The organism is Pontibacter mangrovi (assembly GCF_006385705.1).
Classification (GTDB): Bacteria; Bacteroidota; Bacteroidia; order Cytophagales; family Hymenobacteraceae; genus Pontibacter; species Pontibacter mangrovi.
In genome coordinates, this window is record NZ_VFRQ01000007.1 from 276,518 (window position 1) to 295,886 (window position 19,369).

Here is a 19,369-nt window from a genome sequence, read left to right on the forward strand (position 1 = left end):
GGTGTTTTACCTATCGCAGATTATTAGCGATTTTCTGATACTGCTAATTAAATCATCTTTAACAGCGTCAAATAAAAGTGACAGTGCAACGTCTTTTCTATCTTCGTGGAAAGAAAGATTTTCAGTAATAATAGGTAGCTGAAAAGCCTTTACTTTTATTCTCCTCCCTCCCGCTAATTCATCCACAATTAGTAGTTCTGCTACCTTCTCCTGGTAACCTTCAATGGTTTTTGGATAGAAGAGTATGACCTCATCAACATTGAAACGCACGGCGTAGGCTAGCATCTGGTACAGGTCCGCCTGCAATACTCCCTTCTTGGGGTCCTTTTCGTCTGAGTAGACAATCTTGTACTTGGTGTCCGCAATGACGCTCCTGTCGCCAATCTGCAGCAGCAGGTCCGGGCGAAGTGCGAATGCCTGCCCATGGTCCAGGTACTGCGACGTCACCTGCGCCTTGGCCTGCACCTCTTTCACTTCTTTTTCGATAAAGCCGAAGACGAAATCCTCGAAGACGTATTCCATGGGCAGCAGGAAGGCAAACAGCTTCAGGTCGTTCTTGTAGCTAAAGGACACGCTGCTGCTCAGAAAGAGATAGCAGTAATCGCGCACCGTTTCAAACTCACTGAACATGGGGTTGAACTTGAGGCAGGCGCATTCCTCGGCCGTGGCCCTCACCTCGCTCACCTCATCGAGGATAAAGAGGATCTCGCGCAGGTATTTTTTGTTCTCTGAGCTTGTGGTGACGGTGAAGAGCAGGCTTGTTACGTACTTGATGATGCGGTTGAACCTGTTGTCCACCACAAAGGCATCGTACGTACAGCTGAGCCTGTGCCAACGGCCCCTAGAGATATTCTCGTTAACGTAGGCATTGGTATCTAATCGTCCTTTGATATAGGGCAGCTCCCGGCTCACCTCCTCGTACTGCTGGTAAATGGAGCTTGATAGCAGCTCCCGGGTGTACTTAGAGAACAGGTAGATCAGCACCTCAAAGAAGTCGCTCTTCAGGCTGCCCAAGGCGGTCTGGTAGCTGGGGAATTTGATTTTGCGGCAGTAGCTGAGCCACCAGAGGATATGCTGCTGCATGCCCTGCACCTCACCCTCCGAAGGCTCAACGCCTGGACGGTAGAAGATCTTGGGCAAGAGGTTAACGCGCCGGCCCCCAAAGTGGATCACACCCACGTACTTGTTGGACTTGATCTCCCTGGTCCTGTGCAGGAACTGGATAAACTGCTGCACCTCTACCCTGTCCGAATCGCCGTTCAGGTAAAAGTCCGACTTGTCCCGTTTCTTCCACACCTCATCCAGGAAATCCTCCAGCCCCTCTAGCTCGCATGGAAGCTCGGCCTTGTTCTGGTACTCAAAGAGGTTAATCACGCCGTCCCCTTATCTTGAGTGGCCAAGCGTTATCTTCTATATCCAGGCCGGCATTAGCCAGGATACCTTTCACCTCCTTCTCATCGTTCATGAAGTACTCCAAAAGCAGCGGGATCACCTTCTTGTTCATGCGCTCCACCAGGTTTCTGTTCTCCCCCATGAAGTAGGCATGCCCGATCTGGAAGTCATATCCCTTCAGTTCCACCACTTTCTTATTGATTCTTTCCAGCACGTCAGCATCATATACTTCTTGCCCCTCCAGCTGATACTGCGGGTACATGGCCTCGAACTCAAAGCGCCTTCTAAGCGCAATATCCAGCAGCGCAATGGATTTATCGGCCGTATTCATCGTGCCGATGATATAGAGGTTAGAGGGCACGGTGAACTCCTCACCCGAGGGCAGCGTGCACCTGAGCGGAATGGCCCCGTGGGAGCGCTTGTCCGGCTCCAGCAGCGTGATCAATTCACCGAACACCCTGGAAATATTGGCGCGGTTAATCTCGTCGATGATGAGCACGTAGTTCTGCCGCTCCACTTTCGCCGGCGCCTCCATACTGTCAGCGACATGCTTTAGGATGTGCTGGTAGACTAAAAAGTAATAGGTTATATCGTGATAGGCTGGGCGCGAGATCGTCTTTAGCTCCTTTGCCTCCTTCCTGCTTGTGACACTATGCCTGTACATCTCTCGCAGGTCGCTGAACTTCATCCTAAGCCCATTGGTATGCCTCCACTTATCGCCGGTGTAGCGGAAGGCATCCTCCTCCACCTCGGAGATGTGGGCAGCTTCCGTGATCTTAAACTTTTCCCCACTTTCCTGCACCTGCTCAATGAACCTGTTCAGGGCATCTTCAAAAAGCAATTCTCTGGACACCTCCTCCGGCTCCTTCTCCGACAGCCTCAGGTTGTGCAGGGCCCTGTCTGCGATGCACTTGAACACGCCATCCACCCTGCTGAAGGAAAGCTCCGTGCTGCCCTCCATGTCTGGCCTCAGCCCCTGAATGAAGTCTTCGTAGCTATAGTTCTGGTGGAAGGTGATAAACTCGATTCTGTCCCCAAGGTTATCATTGAAGACCCTCATGGCCTCGTCGTAGCTTTCTATCTTCCTTTCTTCAATAATCTCTGCGGCGCGCAAAAGCGTGGTGTAGGTCTTGCCGGTGCCGGGAGGACCGTAGAAGATGGTATTAAGCGGGTAATTCATGTTCTCTTTTTTTACTTCTCTCTTGCCCCAAATCGCTTTGATGTGCTCTGCCTTCTCGACCGTGCTGATAGTGGACCAGTAGCCGCCGTTGAAGTCTACCTCAAACGGAACAAAGCCTTTCTCCCAGGCCACCTGCAGACGCTTTCCGTCCTTCGGGTTCGCTGTTACCTTTCCCCTGGCCTTGATCGCCATAACGGGCTTTGTCTTCTCTCTTGTGAAAACGGACTTGATGGCGATGAGGCTGCCCACGGGGACGGCGCTCACTTCGTTTAGGAACTTATCGTCATAGCCGTTTTCCCAGATACCCTGCTCTACGAACCTGCCGGTCTGGTCCTCCGGGTTATGCCCGTCCCAGTAGGCACCCATCAGGTAATGCGCTGTGGTCTCGAAAAGGCGGCTCCTTACCTCCGGGTTCTTGGCCGCCTCGATGATCCATTTGTTGTGCAGGTGAGCGAACTGCGCCCTGAACTGTGACACTCTTTGTTTCCTCCTGCTGTCTTCAGCAGGCACAGTGATCGCCTCAAAAAAGTCATTAACATTAACTGCCGCTGCTTCTAATGACACCCACCTTAACGGATTGTGTTTACTGCCGCCACCTTCCTCACCTACGCCTAGGCTCGGGTACTTTTGGCGCAGCTCACCTACTTGTGAAGAGGGCACGTAGAAGCCCAAGATGACATTCCGTCCACTCCTTTGGAGACTAGTCACGTACTTACCACCAATCGTTAGCTGCATCCTGTTAGGCTTAGCTAAGGCAGCGGCATAGACGAGCTGATCTTCGCTGGAAAGGTTAAGCTTGGTGAGCACATGCCCGGCAGCGTCAAAGAACTTCTCCACCGCCTCACGGTCGTCAATCCGCTTCACCGCACCTTTAAGCTCCTCCCACTTGTCTGGATCGGCGCCAACCGAGTATCGGTTTTGAGACTGTAGCAAGCCATCTATGTACGGCAGGTCCTGGCCCGCTTGAGTGCAGTAGATAGAGTTAATCAGCCTAGTCAGTTCAGCCGGTGATTCGGTGAGATAGGCGCCCTGGTTCAACTCCAGCTTTTTGTTGTAGAACACTTTGCCCTGCTTCCTGATGCTATCCAGCAGCTCCCTATTCTCCTCCCGCAGCAGCTCGTCCCTGGTGACCACTGGGTCCAGGGTCTGAAACTCCTTCAGTGGCACCATATAAGCCGGGCCTTCCCCATTGGAATGTTCCGTACCGTCCGCCTCCTTAAATTTGTCTGCGGCACGCGAGACGCCGGTGATGCCGTAGTTGTCCGTTAGGTGCAGGATGACGTCGTCTGGCGCCACCGCCCGCATGGTGCTGTAGATGTCGACGCCACTGCTGCTCTTCGTACCCGACCACAGGGCCTTACCCAAGATAGGCTCACCTTGCAGCCTGTCGTCTCTGCCCTTTACGAGCTTTTTCTCAATCCAAACCTTCATACATTTGTCTGTTTTCCTTACAGTTAATTAGCAGTAGCTAATTGTTCTAATTATTAAGCACATCGATTAGCTTCACAAGTATAAATATAGTTATATATTATATCGTAAAGAAACATCATACTTATCTTTTCGAAATGAAAGTCGATGGCGGGGTGGCATCATTATGATAACAAATTTTCATATCTCGCTAGGTAGAGGATAAAGTTTGAACACTTCTTCCTACAAAAACTATCAAGCTTCAGAAACTCATTATGAAGTCCGTTTCATTTAATGAAAATCTTGCTGCCATACGTTAAATGTAATAAGAGCAGAGGTGTTTTTTTTGGATGAGTAAAAACGTATGTAAACCAAAAAAGCACTTACCAGATTTCTCTTCGTAAGTGCTTTTTTCCGGTAGGTCCGCCTGATATAGGTAAGGCTAACTCCATCTCATGTATAGAGCAGTTGTTTCACATTTGTAAGAAGCTCTACACCTCATAATCTACTTCACAGCCGGCGGCTTTTACAGAAGGTTGTGGAGAGCATGTGTAGGTGCTTTCTTAGAAGTAAGAAAACATAAAGTGGTTGGTTCTGTGTGTACTGATTCTGACCTAAGGACAAGCTCCATAGAAACTGTGTGCAAATTGTGTGCACATAAAAAAAGCACTTACAAGTTTTAGCTTATAAGTGCTTGATTTTCAAGTGATCCCGTTTGGATTCGAACCAAAGACCTACTGCTTAGAAGGCAGTTGCTCTATCCAGCTGAGCTACGAGACCAGCGTTTGTAGGCAAGTATACACTTTACCCGTAAACAAAAAATTTCGGAATCTCTTCCGAAATTTTTAAGTCGGGGTGGCAGGATTCGAACCTACGACCTCCACATCCCAAATGTGGCGCGATACCGGGCTACGCTACACCCCGAACTAATTTCGCTTTCCGATTCTTGAGCCTTAAACCCCTTCACAGATTGCGATGCAAAAGTAAACAAAATTTCAGAATTACAAAAAGCTTCACAACTTTTTCATCTTCAATTTTCAGCGGAGAAGGGGGGATTCGAACCCCCGGTACCCTTACGAGTACGGCAGTTTAGCAAACTGCTGGTTTAAGCCACTCACCCACCTCTCCGTGAGTTCCCTTACTGCTTAAGAGACTGCAAACATACTACATCAATCTGTACAACGCAATAGCTTACTCTAAAAAATCACTGCTGCATTTCCGCTATTTTGCGGGAACAAAACCTAACTACTTGATCCTTCAAAACTTGCTCCTAAAACTATTTTTGTAAAAAAACAGCGGCTAGAGCAACTATACTTATACTTTACCGGCTACCGTTGTACATTCGAACCGGTTTCTGCTCTTTTTACCTGTTTTACGTGGCACCAGGAGTGGAAGCCGTTTAGTATATTTGTAGCCAGCAGGCACTGTATTGCCTTTGCCATACCATGAACTGGAGTCAAACCCTCACATTACTGGAGTTCCTGTTTGGAGCAACGTTTGTCTTGCTCTACATCGGATACCTGATGCGGGTGCGCCGGGTGGCACTGTTTTTTAAGCAGCGTCCGCACGGGGTGTGGTTCAAAGTATTGCTGCGGCTTGTTTACCTGGTGCTGATCGTGATAGCCATACTTGGCCCCTCCTTCGGTGCCATGAAAAAAGAGATCCGGACGATCGGCAAAGACCTATACATCGCTATCGACCTGTCGCAGTCGATGAACGCTACAGACGTGCAGCCTTCGCGCCTGGAAAAGGCAAAGCATGAAATGCTGCGGTTAATCGGGCGCTTTAACTCCGACCGTATCGGGCTCATGGTGTTTTCGGAGGATGCTTACGTGCAAAGTCCGCTTACCTATGACCAAAACGCGCTGCAGCTCTACATCCAGACACTCAGCAGCAACCTCCTCCCCTACTCCGGCACCAACTATGCCCCTGTGCTGCAGCTGGCTCTCGACAAGCTAAAGCAGCGCTCAAAAATGCCTGAGGAAGAGCAGAAAGCCCGTGTTCTTGTGCTTATCAGCGATGGTGAGAACTTCGGTGCGGATGTAGCGCAGCTGGCAAACGAACTGCAGCAACAGAACATCAGGGTTTATACCTTGGGAGTGGGCACCCTGGAGGGCAGCCGTATTCCGGAAGCAACCGGTTATGTAAAAGATGCGGAAGGACACGAAGTGATTTCCAAACTGAAACCAGAGCCCCTGGCAACGTTGGCTGACATGACGGGAGGCGCCTATTTTGAGATGAATGACCGGGTGAGCGAAGTCAGCCGCCTGATCAGCGCCATCAACAAGATTGAAGGCGAGCTGCGCGAAAGCAAAACCGTGGACGTTACCTCCAACAAGTATGTTTACCCGCTCGCGCTCGCGCTACTGCTCATTCTACTCGATATCCTGATAACCGTTAAGATTATAAGAATATGAAGGGTTCTGTGATCGCTATCTGGCTTGTGAGCTTCTTCAGTGGAGGCATTTCGGTGGTGACGCGTATGAACCAACATACCGAAGAGGCTGCAGACGCATACGCCCGCAAAGATTATGCAGAAGCTATTGCCTCTTACAGATACCTGCTTAACGACCTGGAAGTAGATGACGACCACCTGCGCCTGAACCTGGCCCATGCCTATTACGAGGCTGGCCTGCTACAGCAGGCCACTACGGCCTACCAGTACCTTGCCGACAACCCGGTTGGGCATATACGATCGCTGGCACACCTGCAGTTGGGCAACATCAGCACCCATACGCAGAAGTATAAAAGAGCCTTGGCGCTGTACAAACTGGCGCTGAAAGCCGATCCTGCAAACGACCTGGCGCGCTATAACTATGAACTCCTGAAAAAGTACCTCCAACTGCACCCCAAAGAAGCGCTTGGAGAGGAAGAGGCCGAAAATGGGCAGGAAGACAGCCAGCAGGCGCCGCCGCCGCCAGACGAACAGGTGGAGCCGCAGCCTAAGCAAAACCCCGATGCGCAGGGAAACCAGGAGGCGGAGACTGAGACACAAGCTGAAGCAGATAACGGCGAGAGCGGTGCGGCCGGAGAGATGAAACCAAGCGAGCGGGAACAGCAGCAGTCGGGTGGCAGGGAAGCTGGCAGTGAGCAGGGCCTGCAGCTTGACAGCCCTTTTGACTCTAATGAGAAGGAACTGCGCCAGGAGCCGGAGGCAATATCCGAAGAGGACCAGATGGCCCAGACGAGGCGGGCACGGCTGCGCCAGGCTAACATGAGCCCTGAAAAGGCAAAGCTGCTGCTCGATGCCATGCGCAACGCTGAGCTGCAGTACATACAGCAGCTGCCCAAAAAACCATCGCATACTCCCAAGCCCAATACCCCTAACTGGTAACACACAAAAACCCGGCGTTGCCATCACCCTTACTTCACGCGTTTTTGCTTCCCTTGGTAAGGATGCGTGCAGGCGTCGGAGCCAAAAAGGGAGGCCTAAAATAAGTTAACGCTCAGCTCCTTACCCCCAACCGCCAGAAACAGGCCACTGTTTACCGAAGAAATACGGCTGTTTGTTGAGCTCAAGCCTCTGTTTGTATAAACTACCCTTTCCGCGCAGGGCTCCCCCGCCAGATTAGGCTGTATTTTAAGTACATTTGCAGCTGACACTCACCATAACCACACAACCTACTACCAAGTCAAAATAAAGTTATGAAGAAGCAACTAAAAGACGTTCTGGAGGTACTGCATCTTGCCGAGAGGCTGAAGTATGAACTGCGCCACAGCTGGCTATCGAATGGCAGGCGGGAGAGCGTGGCCGAGCATACCTGGCGCATGTCGTTGATGGTCGTATTGCTGGAGCCTTACCTGGACTATGAGATAGATGTAGCCCGTACTCTTAAAATGGTGATCGTGCACGACCTGGTTGAGGCAGAGGCCGGCGATGTGCCAGCATTTGAAATCAAAACGCCGGCCCAAAAGGAAGCGAAAAGGGTGCGCGAGCTTCAGGCGGTAGATAACCTGCGAGAGGCACTCGGAAGCGGGCTGGGCTACCACGTACATGAACTCTGGCATGAGTTTGAGGATAAACTGACCTACGAGGCCCGCGTAGCCAATGCCCTGGACAAGCTGGAAGTGCAGATACAGCACAACGAAGCGAATATCAGCACCTGGTTGGAGGTGGAGCAGGAAATGGCACTTTTAATGGGGCAGCACACCGAGTTCGACAGCTGCCTGCAGCAGCTAAAAGAGCTGATTGAGGAAGAGGCCATACAAAAGATGGAAGCGGCCGGCATCAAGGTTAATGCCGTGAAGCAACGCCTGATTTCAAGCAGTAAGGTAACTGCGTAAACCGGCACCTCCCAGCCTGTTCATACGTGCTTTTTACGAGCTTCATTCACGCAAAAGCTGTACCTTTGCAGGGTAACCTACAAACATAAAATCATGTTTAGCAAAGGATCAAAACTGTACAGCATTTTAAACTATAAGTGCCCCCGTTGCCACCAGGGAGATCTGTTTTCGCATAAAGGCTGGAGCTATACCAAGTTTAGCCAGATGCCTGAAAGGTGCCCTTGCTGCCACCAGAGCTACGAGCCGGAGCCCGGTTTTTACTATGGCGCCATGTATGTGAGCTACGGCATTACCACGGCCATCCTGGTTGCGGTACTTGTCGCGCTTAACGTTTTTCTGGAAGAGGTAACTATGGCTTGGTTTCTGGGGGCTCTGAGCGCCACGCTCTTATTGTTCTACCCTTTCATCTTCAGGATGTCGAGGGCGGTATGGATCAACTTCTTCGTACACTATAACAAACAGGTCGCGGAGAAAACCGAGTGCTGAGCTAACTTGCTCATACTTCACAAATCCCCTGGCCGCTAAAGCCTGGGGATTTTTTATAGCTCGATATCGGGCATATAGGCCACCTCCAGCACAAAGCCGTTCGGGTCCCGGAAATCAACGGTATAGTACTGCTCGGTGTAGTGCGGCATCGCCTGAGGCCCGCGAATAATGTCAGCGCGAATCCCGCGGAGCCACTCCCCCACTTTGTCCACCACCGCGCGGCTGGGCGCATGGAAACAAATGTGGCGCACCCCTACGGTATCGTGCCGTTGCACGGGCATCTCCTTAAAGTATAGTTCGTGTATGCCGCAGCTAAACGATGTGCTGGTAAGCGCGTACCAGCCGATCAGGGGGAACAGTGCACCGTAGAAAGCCAGTGACTCCTCCAGGTCTTTCACCCAGAACTCCAGGTGGCTGATGCCCACCCCGTATTTATACTTCATCTTAAACTTGTAAAGATTTATCAGCCTAAAGTATGGATTAATCCGCCTTAACCAAAACGTGGCAGCTCAAGCTTTAGGCAAGTATGGGCCGGTGCTCATTACAAAATATTCTCCTGATTTAGACTTATACTTGCTTTATGCAAAAAGACGAACATTACCAGCGGCTGGAGCGGCTCTACCACAAAGCCAAGGTGCAGGAGCTATTTAACGGCAGCACCATACAGGTGGGCCACAGCCGCGCCGAGATTACGTTACCGGTTCAAGAGAAGTACTTCCATGGGGCCAACGCCATACACGGTGCCGTATACTTTAAGCTACTGGACGATGCCTCCTACTTTGCCGTAGCCTCTGTCGTGCGCGATGTGTTTATGGTAACTACCTCGTTTCAGCTAAACCTGGTGCGCCCCGTAACCGGAGGCCAGTTGAAAGCGGTGGGTACTCTTCGCTCCCAAAGCAAAAGCCTGTTTATAGCGGAAGCTACCCTCTACAACGAGCGCGGCAAAGAAGTAGCTTTCGGTACCGGCCAGTTTATGCGCACCGCCCAACCGCTAGAGAGTTTGGAGGGATACAGTTGAGTTGGGGAGTTTGGGAGTTGTAGAGACGCAATACCTTGCGTCTTTATACTTTATACTTCAGATAGTAAAAAAAGAAAACGGGAGCAAGTCTACACCTGCTCCCGTTTCTGCTTTATCGAAAGTATAAGCTATTCCTGCAACTCTCCGGCTACTTCCGGCTCGGTTACCAGTTCCAGGCCGTAGTCTTTGCCTTTCACCACCGATGGCACACCCTGCTCCATCCATTTCGGTGCCGGGGCTCCTTTTAGAAAGTGGTCGAAATACTGCGACATGCGCACCGACAGGTCCTTGCGGTTCTTGCGCTGCATCAGGTTATGGTCTTCGCCGTTGTACACCAGCATCCAAACTGGCTTTTGCAGGCGGCGCAGGGCCATAAAGTACTCAATACCCTGGTACCACGGCACGGCACCGTCCTGGTCGTTGTGCATGATCAGGAGCGGCGTTTGCACGCGGTCGGCAAAGAAAAGCGGCGAGTTCTCGATAAACTGCATCGGCTTCTCCCACAGCGTGCCGCCAATGCGGCTCTGCGTGCGCTCATATTGGAATTGGCGGCTCAGGCCGGTGCCCCATCGGATGCCGCCGTAAGCGCTCGTCATGTTAGATACCGGTGCGCCGGCCATGGCGGCCTTAAACAGGTTGGTGCGCGTCACCATGTAGGCAATTTGGTAGCCTCCCCAGCTCTGGCCCTGCAGCGCCATGTTCTTGTCGTCCACAAAGCCCTGCTGCACCAGCATCTGCACGCCAGGTATAATGCAGTCCATGGCACTCTCGCCCGGGTACCCGTCCTTGTACACGATGTCCGGCACAAACACCAGGTAATCGTTGCTCACAAACAGCGGAATATTGATGACAGAGGCGCTAGGAGCCGGCACGCGGTGGTTGTGCAGGCCGTCAGAAGAACGCTCGTAGAAGTATACCATCATCGGGTACTTCTTGCTCGCATCAAAGTTCTCGGGCTTGTAGAGCAGGCCCTGCAGCGGAATTCCGTCCGTCGATTTCCACTCCACCAGCTCCACCGTGCCCCACTTATACGCTGCTGCCTGCGGGTTGGCGTCCGTTAAGCGCTGCACGTTGGCAAAGCTTAAATCAGAAGTATAAAGGTCGTTGTAGTTCCTGAAATCGCCGCGGCGGAAGGTAACCAGGTTATCATTTTTAGCTTTACTCAACGAAGTATAGGCATGGTCGGAGCCGATCAGTTTTTCCGGCTTTGCCTCTTTGCCCACGTAGTCTTTATAGTAGCCGTCCGCTTTGGTGCGGATGTTGAAGCCGCTGAGGTAAAGCGCGGCATCGGCAGGTATAAACTTCTGCTCCGGATCCAGCTTTTCGTAGCGCAGGCGCAGACTGTTCTGGCGGCCATACTTGTCGGTCAGGTTCACGGCGGCCTTTTTGCCCGATGGGTCCAGCTTCCAGATGTCGTGCTGGTCGTACACCAACAGGTAGCTGTCATCCTCTACCCAGCCGGCAAAGCCGTAGTCGTCGGGCAGCATCGGCATGTCAAATTCCACATCGTAGAATGGCACGTTGAGCTTTTTGGTAAGATTGACGTTTACGCCGTTTTTAGTGCTCATGGCATGCCAGCTGCTGTCCATCGGCTCGTACCAGTATACATACTTGCCCATCGGCGAGAGGCGCGGGTTGCCACGGGATTCGGAAAGAAACTGTTTCGTCGTTCCTTTCTTCAGGTCGATCAGGTAAGCGTCCTTGCGGGTGGGTGTGTCGTACCCGATGGTGATCTTATACTTCTCATCGCTCACGCCAAGCGCCACACTGCCCGTTTTGTAGGCATCCAGGTATACGTCCGGCATCTCCAGCGTCGCCAACTGCTGCATTTTGCCAGCCTTCACATCGTACATGGCCAGGAAGGAGCGCTTGAGTTCACGGTCGTTCTGCTTGAGCTGCATCGGCTGGATGAGCGGGTCTTTGTAGGTCCAGATATCGAGGCTTACCTTGTCCTCCTCCAGTTGGGTGGTGTCTTTTTCGTAGCGCACCGGCCGCGGAAACGTGCCGAAGAACAGCCGCTTGCCATCCTCGGAAAACACCAGGTTCCCGTGCTCGCTCACCATCCAGTCCTGCGGCATGCCTTTGGCCACGGTGTCGGCCAACACTTGTTTCTTGCGTGTTTTGGTGTTCCAGTAGTTCAGGCCAAAGTAGCGGATGTCGGCCTCTGCGGTATCAGCGGTAGCCACATAAGCCAGTTGGTTGCCGCTTTTATCCGCGCTGATGCCTTTGTAGGTTACCAGACCGGTGTCGATGGGCATTTCCTTCAAATCCGAGGTGCTGAAAGCGAACACACCGGCGTGGTGCAGCGAGTCCAGCTCATCCTTCACAAAGTATAGCATGTTGCCCTGCTCCGAGAAGATGTAATCCACCACGCGCGAAAAGCGGTGCTCCTGCCCCGTGTTCAGGTTGCGCAGCACCAGTTCCGTGCCTTTGGCGTCTTTGTTTTTCTTAGGAGTAGATTTTTTGGACTCGGCCTTTTGCTCTCCTACTGCAGCTGTGTCCTTTGGGGCCTCTTTCTTCTCCGGCAGCGGCTTCTCCAGTTGGTAGGCCAGCCAGTCGCTTCCCTCTTTCGGCAGCTTATACGACTGCACACGCGGAACCTTCACCACGCTCATATCCGCCAGCTTCACAATGGCCAGCGAATCTTTCGGCAGGTCGTCGCCTTTCTTCTTCTTTAGCTTCAGGGCGCGTACCTTCTGGTGCTCCGGTTTTATCTGGAAAACGGCAAACTTGCTGTCGTTGCTGAAGCTGGCTTTGGCGCCGCGGCTATACTTGGCCGTAGCATTGCGCACCATGCTGCGGATATACAGCTCGCCGTCGCCTTCCTGCGGATCGATGTTGTAGAGTACGTACTGGCCGTTGTTCGAAATTCTGTCTCCGCTCAGGCCTTTCCAGCTGTCGTACACTTCATGGGAAAGCGGTTTCTTGGCTGTTTGCTGCTGCGCCTGCGCCTGAAGAAGGCCGGTGCCGCACAGGGCAGCCACGAGTAAAAGTTTTTTCATTACGGGTGAAAAAGATTGGTTAGAAGGAATTGTATTGCGACTAAAGTTAAGCATAAACCGCCACACTGCAGCCACTGTTGATTTAGACGCCTAGGGCAATGGGAGGTTTAAATAGACAGAATGGCGGGCAGGTGTTTTTTCCAGTTGGACAGTCGGGCTCAATTATCAGCTGCCCCTCTCCCGAAGCAAGTCCGGGATTATGGACTTGGCGAAGGAGGGAGTTTTACCTCACCCCCGCCCTGTCCAACCACCCCTAGCCTCTCCGAGGAGGGGAATCATACTTACTGCTCTCACTGTCATCTCGAGCAGCGCGAGAGATCTATCGAGAACCTTAAAAAGATCTCTCCCAAAGGTCGAGATGACAGATAAGCCAAAGCTATCGAAAGCTGATCCCAATCTTTCCGTTGAGCGCCTTTGCTACCCTCCGGTGCCCTGCAAGGGCATTGCGACCGGAGGGTAGCAAAGGAAGGGAACACAGCGCGATGCGGGAAGATGAGGCCTCCCGGCCTCGGAGGGCACCAAAGCCAGAGGTGAAACGATAGGTTCGTAAGGCTGAGGAGCAGCAGCAGCTAGTGAGGATAGCTTGCCTCAAGCTGCAGAAAGCGGCGGCTAAATGAGGCACAGAAAGGCAGAAGCTAAAGCGAGGCACAAGCCAACGCCCCGAAATGCTCCGGGATCCTCGACTTGCGCCAGAGAAGAAACAGCAGCGGCATCACCTAACATCAACACAACCTACCTAGGCTAACGCTCGTTTGGTTTTGAGCGTAAATCCCTGTAACTTCACAACGAAACCCAATAACTAACATCAAAACTATGCAAGTCAAAGAAGTATATATTGTTTCAGCGGTACGTACCCCTATTGGTTCTTTCGGCGGCTCCCTGGCCAGCCTTTCGGCCACACAGTTGGGCGCGGCTGCCATAGAGGGTGCCCTGGAAAAAGCGGGCGTAGATAAAAAAGAAGTGCAGGAAGTGATCATGGGCAATGTACTGTCTGCTAATCTGGGTCAGGCACCTGCGCGCCAAGCGGCCATTTTTGCCGGTCTGGGCCACGAGGTGGAATGCACGACCATCAACAAAGTATGCGCTTCGGGCTCTAAGGCCATTATGTTTGCCGCCCAAACCATTATGCTGGGCCACAAGGATGTAATTGTGGCGGGCGGCATGGAAAGTATGAGCAATGTGCCGTACTACCTCGACAAAGCCCGTTTCGGCGCCAAACTGGGCCACGGCCAGATGACGGACGGCCTGCTAAAAGATGGCCTGTGGGACGTGTACAACGACTTCCACATGGGCAACGCTGCCGAAAACACTGCCCGTGAGATGAAGATCACGCGCGAGATGCAGGACGAGTACGCCATCAACTCCTATAAAAAAGTAGCGGAGGCCTCTAAAGCTGGCCTTCTGAAAGACGAGATTGTGCCGGTGGAAATTCCGCAGCGCGGCAAAGACCCGATCACGGTTTCAGAGGATGAGGAGTTCAGTAAGGTGAATTTTGAGAAGATCCCGGGCCTGCGCCCTGTTTTTGATAAAGCAGGAACGGTAACGGCCGCCAACGCCTCTACCCTGAACGACGGTGCCGCAGCCCTGGTGCTGATGAGCAAAGAAAAGGCTGAGGAGCTGGGCGTGAAGCCGATCGCGAAGATACGTGGCTTTGCTGATGCGGAGCAGGACCCGATCTGGTTTACCACTACTCCATCGCTGGCTATCCCTAAGGCACTGAAAAACGCGGGTGTTTCTCCGGAGGAAGTGGATTTCTACGAGATCAACGAGGCCTTCTCGGTCGTGTCTATTGCCAATAACCAGAAGCTGGGTTTGGAAGGCGGCAACGTGAACGTGTTCGGCGGCGCTGTTTCGCTGGGTCACCCGCTGGGAGCCTCCGGTGCCCGTATCGTGACTACGCTTTGCAACGTGCTGGATAAGAAAGGCGGCAAGATCGGCGTATCCGGCATCTGTAACGGCGGCGGCGGCGCCTCTGCCATCGTGATCGAGAAAGTATAACTTGCCCTTGGGCATATAATTTGCAGGAAGCCTTACGTTTAGCGCGTAAGGCTTCCTTTTTTAGATCAGGATTTACCGGCTCTTAGAGAACCAGAGTGGATAAAGTATGCTTAGGGAAGTATAAAGTATAGTCTTTTAGGAAACGACAGCCATATTTGATTACCTCCTTAAAACCTGATAGTGAGCAGGATTGGAATGATTGAAGCATAAATCCTGTTTTTCCTTACGTATCCCGTAAACCCTGATTCTGACAACGTATACATTCACGTTATTAATATGCGAAAACTCCTGGCACTCCTGCTTCCGTTAGGCCTGATGCAAACTATGGCCCTGGCACAGCAGCAAGTGGTTACCTACCACGACGAAGCATTCACACAAGTGAAGGAAGAATACCACATCACTCCCGACTCAGCCATTGTAGGGTACTACCACCGCTACTACCCCACCGGCGAGCCTGAGGCGCTGGTAAAGTTTGTGGAGGGCAAAAAAGACAGCGTCTATACTGAGTTTTATCAGAACGGACAGCCCAAACTACAGGTAACTTACCAGCTCGATGTAAAGCAAGGCCCTTTTAAGGCATACCGGCCCGACGGAAAGCTGCTGCAGGAAGGCTTCTTTGAAAATGACCAGCAGAGCAGGCTTTTCAAAATCTATTACCCGGACGGCACCCTGCAAAAGGAAACGGAGTTCGTGAACGGCTCTCCTGAAGGCGTCATGCGGGCGTATTACCAATCGGGCAAGCTGAAGTCTGAGATCACCTACCATGACAGCAAGCAGAACGGACCGGCCAAAACATACTACCCCAACGGCCAACCCGAAACTGAGGCGAGCTATAGCAACGGCATGCTTCAGGGCTCCTACAAAACATTTTACGATAACGGGCAGGTAGAGACGGAAGTGCAGAACGAAGCCGGTGAGAAGCAGGGCACGTTTAAGAGCTACTACCGCAGCGGGCAACTCAGCACCCAAGGGCAGTTCGTTGCCGGTAAGATGCACGGACCGGCCAAATCATACTTTGAGAGCGGCAAGCCTCGCAGCGTTGTCACCTATAAAAACGGGGAAATAAGCGCTGGCCAGTATTTCTACGAAAACGGCAAGCTGAAAGAAGAAACCAACTCCAGCGGCTCCGGCACCAAAACCCTACGGTATTACCCCAGCGGAAACCTGGAGGCCGAGGAGCAGCTGAAGGACAAGCAAAAGCACGGCACCTGGAACGTATACTACGACGCACCCGGAAAAGCACTGAAGCTGCGCGAGGAGTATAAAGACGGAAAGCTCACCAGAGAGCAACTGAGCTACTATGAAAACGGACAGGTGCAGGAGAAACTTTCCTATGAAAACGGCAAGATCGTGGGCATGAGCTATACCTACTATCCATCCGGCAAGCTCAAATCAGAAACCAACCATAAGGACGGGCTGCGCTTCGGGCCTTACAAGGCATACTTTGAGGATGGCAAAACCCAGGTGCAGGGGCAGTTCCGAAATAACCGCGAAACCGGGACCTGGAAGTACTATAGCCCGGAAGGCAAAGTGATAAAAACGCGCGCCTACCGCAACGGGCAGGTGCTGGAGGAAAAAGAGAATTGATGTGAAACAGAGCGGGCAGCCACCTTAGGCTGCCCGCTCTGTTTCACATCAGTTTATACTTACTGCGTGACAGGCACTTTTTTCAGCTCCTCCTGAAACGCTTGCAGCTGCTTGTCAATCTGCTTTTTATCGCCTACCACTACCAACGTCATGTCTTGCGGGCGCAAATACTTTTTAGCGGTTTGCTGCACCTGCTCCGGTGTAATGGCGTGTATGTTCTCCACCTGGTTTTCCAGAAAGGAGTCCGGCAGGTCGTGCAGCTCCAGAAAGTTCAGCTGCCCAATAATGCCTCCCGGCGTGGAGTTGCGCAGCACAAAAAGCCCGGCCTCATAGTTCTGGATGCCCTTCAGCTCCTCCTCCGTCGGTGGCTCCTTGCGCAGCCGCTCTATCTCATACACGATCTCCTTCAACGAGTTGCCGGTGTGCTCGGTCGTCACATCCGCCTGCTCCGACCAATCGCCCACTTTATACCTGGCCACCAGTGCGCTGGACGGCGAGTAAGTATAGCCTTTGTCTTCGCGGATGTTGCGGGTGATGCGCGATCCGAAAGAGCCGCCCAAGAGGGAGTTGGTCACGCGCAAAGCCATGTAATCCGGGTGCGAGGGCGGCACAACGGGCAAGCCGAAAATGATGGTTGACTGCGGCGCCCCCGGGCGGTCCACCACGATCATCTCGCCTTTGGTAATAGGTTTGGCCACCGGAATAGCAGGTTCCGGCCCTTCTGCCCAATCTGCTAAAGCCGATGTGATGGCCTCTTTCATTGCGCCTGCGTTAAATTCTCCGGCCACATACACGTTGGTGCGCTTTGCCCCAAACTGCCGCTGGTAAAAATCCTTTACCTCCTCCAGGCTGTAGCCATCAATCTCCTCATCTGTGGGGATGCCGCTGCCATAAGGATGGTCGCCGTAAAGGGCCTTATTGAATTTAGTTTGGGCTTGCATGCCGGGCTGCGCGCGCGCCAGATTCATACTTCGCTTAAAGTCCTTTTTCACGCGGTCCAGCTCCTCCTCCGGAAAAGAAGGCTCCTCGAGCACCTCCGCCATCAGGTTAACCAGGTCAGGGCCGTACTCCGACAGCACAGAGCCGCTCAAGGTCGTCTGGTCGCGCCCCACGTTGATGTAGAGTTGCCCGCCCATGCGCGCCACATCTTCCGCAATCTGTTTGGCCGTGCGGTTAGCGGTGCCCTCCATCAACAGCTGCCCGGTAATGTCGGCCAATCCGTTTTCCTGAGGGCTCTCATGCACGTTCCCCACCTGCGCCACCATCACCACCGTTACCTTGGGCACCTGCCCAAAAGGCACCATGGTGGCCTCCAGTCCGTTTGGCAGTTCAAACTCCTGCTTTGCCGGCAGGTTAAAGTTCTTGGGCTGCCCCCCCTCCGGCGGTGTTTGTTTCTGTGCCTGGGCAGTGCCAGCGCCTAAAGCCAGCACCATTGCCCATACGATATAGAGTTTCTTTTTCATAATTGATGTCTTAAATCTGTGCCTGAGGGTTGATGATGAGGATGGTGCGGTTGGTTGGCCGCAGGTATTTCTCCACGGTCTGCTGCATGAGCGCAGGCGTTACCTTGGAGAACTCCTCCTCCAGCCGGTTAATGCGCTCGGGGTCGTTGTCGAAGAGGGCAAACGTAGCCAGCAGGTCCGCCTTGCCGAAGCCATACATCTGGCTTACCTGGTCGTAAAGCGAGGAGCGCATCTTCACCATTGCCAAATCAAGCTGCTCCTGCGACACGCCGTTTTGCCGCAGCTTCTCAATTTCACCGTCTATCACACTGAGAATGGAGTCTGCTGAAACGGTTTTGTCATACACCAGATCGCCCATCCAAAGCATGGGGCCGTTGTAGTTAAACATGTTGCCCAGGTAGTTGATGCCGCCGCTCACCGAGCCGGTATAGCCTTTGTCCTGCACCAGTGCCTGGTACAGGCGGCTGTCATCGCCCTCCAGCAAAATCTGGTTCAGCAGGCCCATGGCATAGTATTCTGGGGTGTTCCGCTCCGGCATGTGGTAGGCAAAGGCCAGGGCCGGCTTGTTTGCCAGCTTGTCATCTTTTGTAAAGCGCTGCTCCTTTTCTTGGGGCGGCTCCGTCAGGTTCACCTTCTCGGGAATGGTGGCCGAAGGGATATCGCTGAAATACTGCTTTACCCACGCTTTGGCCTGGTCAGGCTCAAAATCGCCTACCACCACCAGCGCCGCGTTGTTAGGCGCATAGTATGTCTTAAAGAACGACTGCACATCCTCCAGCGTGGCAGCGTCCAGGTCATCCAGGTCGCCGTAGAAGTTATGGGCGTTGTACCAGTTCTTGTTCGCATACTGCGGCATGTCGAGCCACGGGAAACCGCCGTAGGGCTGGTTCAGCACGTTCACCTTCACCTCATTCTTTACCACCCCCTGCTGGTTTGTCAGGTTATCCTGTGTAATGTTCAGGCCCTTCATGCGGTCGGCTTCCGCCCACAGCATGGTTTGCAGCTTGTGCGCCGGCACTATCTCAAAGTAGTTCGTAAAGTCGAAGCGCGTGCTCCCGTTCAGGATGCCGCCGTTTTTCTGCACCAGCTGGATAAACTCCATTTTGCCCAGGTTGTCAGATCCCTGGAACATCATGTGCTCAAACAGGTGGGCAAAGCCAGTGCGGTCTTTGGGCTCTATACGGAAGCCGATGTTGTAGTAAGCCGCCACTGTAACAATGGGAGCGGTTTTATCCGGCGACAGGATGACTTTTAGGCCGTTATCGAGGGTAAAGTACTCCACGGGCACCTTAAAGGCCGGGGCAGCGCCGATGGCCGCCACTGCGGTATCGGGTGTGGCTGCCGAAGTGTTCGAGGCGGTTGGCGCCGTCGCTTTCTGGCTGCAGGAAGCCAGCATCACCCCAACACCGAGCACGGCCAGGAGCCTCCGCAAGCTGTTCTGCGGTTTCTTTGTTTTAACAAGCATAGGAACAATGGATTAGGTGAAAAACGTATACTTTACAAAATATTAAGAAGATACGATTTTTAAACACTTTAATCCAATAATATACCA

The 19,369-nt window shown here is 52.7% G+C and carries 13 protein-coding genes and 3 tRNA genes; 7 read left to right on the forward strand and 9 right to left on the reverse strand.

Features of this window, described 5'->3' with window-relative positions:
* Positions 1 to 6: 6 nt before the first annotated feature.
* The 5 genes from FJM65_RS14665 to FJM65_RS14685 form a co-directional block, all read right to left on the reverse strand.
* Positions 7 to 1,374, reverse strand: coding sequence for an McrC family protein (locus FJM65_RS14665; RefSeq protein WP_140622297.1), 1,368 nt, complete (start codon positions 1,372 to 1,374; stop codon positions 7 to 9).
* A complete protein-coding gene (locus tag FJM65_RS14670) occupies positions 1,367 to 4,003 on the reverse strand; it encodes an McrB family protein (RefSeq protein WP_140622298.1) in 2,637 nt (878 codons plus the stop codon). Before FJM65_RS14670 ends, FJM65_RS14665 begins: the two co-directional genes overlap by 8 nt.
* Positions 4,004 to 4,685: 682 nt before the next feature.
* A tRNA-Arg gene (locus FJM65_RS14675) sits at positions 4,686 to 4,759 on the reverse strand.
* A gap of 70 nt (positions 4,760 to 4,829) precedes the next feature.
* A tRNA-Pro gene (locus FJM65_RS14680) sits at positions 4,830 to 4,903 on the reverse strand.
* 117 nt (positions 4,904 to 5,020) lie between these two features.
* Positions 5,021 to 5,107: transfer RNA gene (locus FJM65_RS14685), tRNA-Ser, on the reverse strand.
* Positions 5,108 to 5,424: 317 nt separating this feature from the next.
* On the opposite strand from FJM65_RS14685, the gene FJM65_RS14690 reads away from it, so the two are divergent.
* The 4 genes from FJM65_RS14690 (at position 5,425) to FJM65_RS14705 (ending at position 8,749) form a co-directional block, all read left to right on the forward strand.
* Entirely contained in the window at positions 5,425 to 6,396 is a 972-nt protein-coding gene (locus FJM65_RS14690) for a VWA domain-containing protein (RefSeq protein ID WP_140622299.1), read from the forward strand.
* Positions 6,393 to 7,313, forward strand: coding sequence for a tetratricopeptide repeat protein (locus FJM65_RS14695; RefSeq protein ID WP_140622300.1), 921 nt, complete (start codon positions 6,393 to 6,395; stop codon positions 7,311 to 7,313). The genes FJM65_RS14690 and FJM65_RS14695 overlap by 4 nt, the downstream gene beginning before the upstream one ends.
* 311 nt (positions 7,314 to 7,624) lie before the next feature.
* Complete coding sequence (locus tag FJM65_RS14700; RefSeq protein WP_140622301.1) at positions 7,625 to 8,263, forward strand: HD domain-containing protein; 639 nt, start codon at positions 7,625 to 7,627, stop codon at positions 8,261 to 8,263.
* Between the two features lie 162 nt (positions 8,264 to 8,425).
* Positions 8,426 to 8,749, forward strand: a complete 324-nt coding sequence (locus tag FJM65_RS14705; RefSeq protein ID WP_262710945.1) for a DUF983 domain-containing protein — start codon at positions 8,426 to 8,428, stop codon at positions 8,747 to 8,749.
* Positions 8,750 to 8,802: 53 nt separating this feature from the next.
* On the opposite strand, the gene FJM65_RS14710 is transcribed toward FJM65_RS14705, so the two are convergent.
* Positions 8,803 to 9,192 (reverse strand): VOC family protein, encoded by a 390-nt coding sequence (locus FJM65_RS14710; RefSeq protein WP_140622303.1) that lies wholly within the window; start codon positions 9,190 to 9,192, stop codon positions 8,803 to 8,805.
* A gap of 137 nt (positions 9,193 to 9,329) precedes the next feature.
* On the opposite strand from FJM65_RS14710, the gene FJM65_RS14715 reads away from it, so the two are divergent.
* On the forward strand, positions 9,330 to 9,767 hold the full coding sequence (locus tag FJM65_RS14715; protein ID WP_140622304.1) for a PaaI family thioesterase: 438 nt from the start codon (positions 9,330 to 9,332) through the stop codon (positions 9,765 to 9,767).
* Between the two features lie 128 nt (positions 9,768 to 9,895).
* Here FJM65_RS14715 and FJM65_RS14720 read toward each other — a convergent pair whose 3' ends face one another.
* The gene (locus tag FJM65_RS14720; protein WP_140622305.1) at positions 9,896 to 12,769 is read right to left on the reverse strand and encodes an alpha/beta hydrolase family protein; all 2,874 of its coding nucleotides are present in this window, start codon (positions 12,767 to 12,769) and stop codon (positions 9,896 to 9,898) included.
* Between the two features lie 813 nt (positions 12,770 to 13,582).
* Between FJM65_RS14720 and FJM65_RS14725 the strand changes: the two genes are divergently transcribed.
* Together FJM65_RS14725 and FJM65_RS14730 are read left to right on the forward strand one after the other, a co-directional pair.
* Positions 13,583 to 14,767, forward strand: a complete 1,185-nt coding sequence (locus tag FJM65_RS14725; RefSeq protein ID WP_140622306.1) for an acetyl-CoA C-acyltransferase — start codon at positions 13,583 to 13,585, stop codon at positions 14,765 to 14,767.
* A gap of 276 nt (positions 14,768 to 15,043) precedes the next feature.
* A complete protein-coding gene (locus FJM65_RS14730) occupies positions 15,044 to 16,354 on the forward strand; it encodes a toxin-antitoxin system YwqK family antitoxin (RefSeq protein ID WP_140622307.1) in 1,311 nt (436 codons plus the stop codon).
* Positions 16,355 to 16,413: 59 nt separating this feature from the next.
* Here FJM65_RS14730 and FJM65_RS14735 read toward each other — a convergent pair whose 3' ends face one another.
* Both FJM65_RS14735 and FJM65_RS14740 read right to left on the reverse strand, forming a co-directional pair.
* A complete protein-coding gene (locus FJM65_RS14735; protein ID WP_140622308.1) occupies positions 16,414 to 17,817 on the reverse strand; it encodes a M16 family metallopeptidase in 1,404 nt (467 codons plus the stop codon).
* 10 nt (positions 17,818 to 17,827) lie between these two features.
* On the reverse strand, positions 17,828 to 19,282 hold the full coding sequence (locus tag FJM65_RS14740; protein WP_239022971.1) for a M16 family metallopeptidase: 1,455 nt from the start codon (positions 19,280 to 19,282) through the stop codon (positions 17,828 to 17,830).
* Between the last annotated feature and the right edge of the window lie 87 nt (positions 19,283 to 19,369).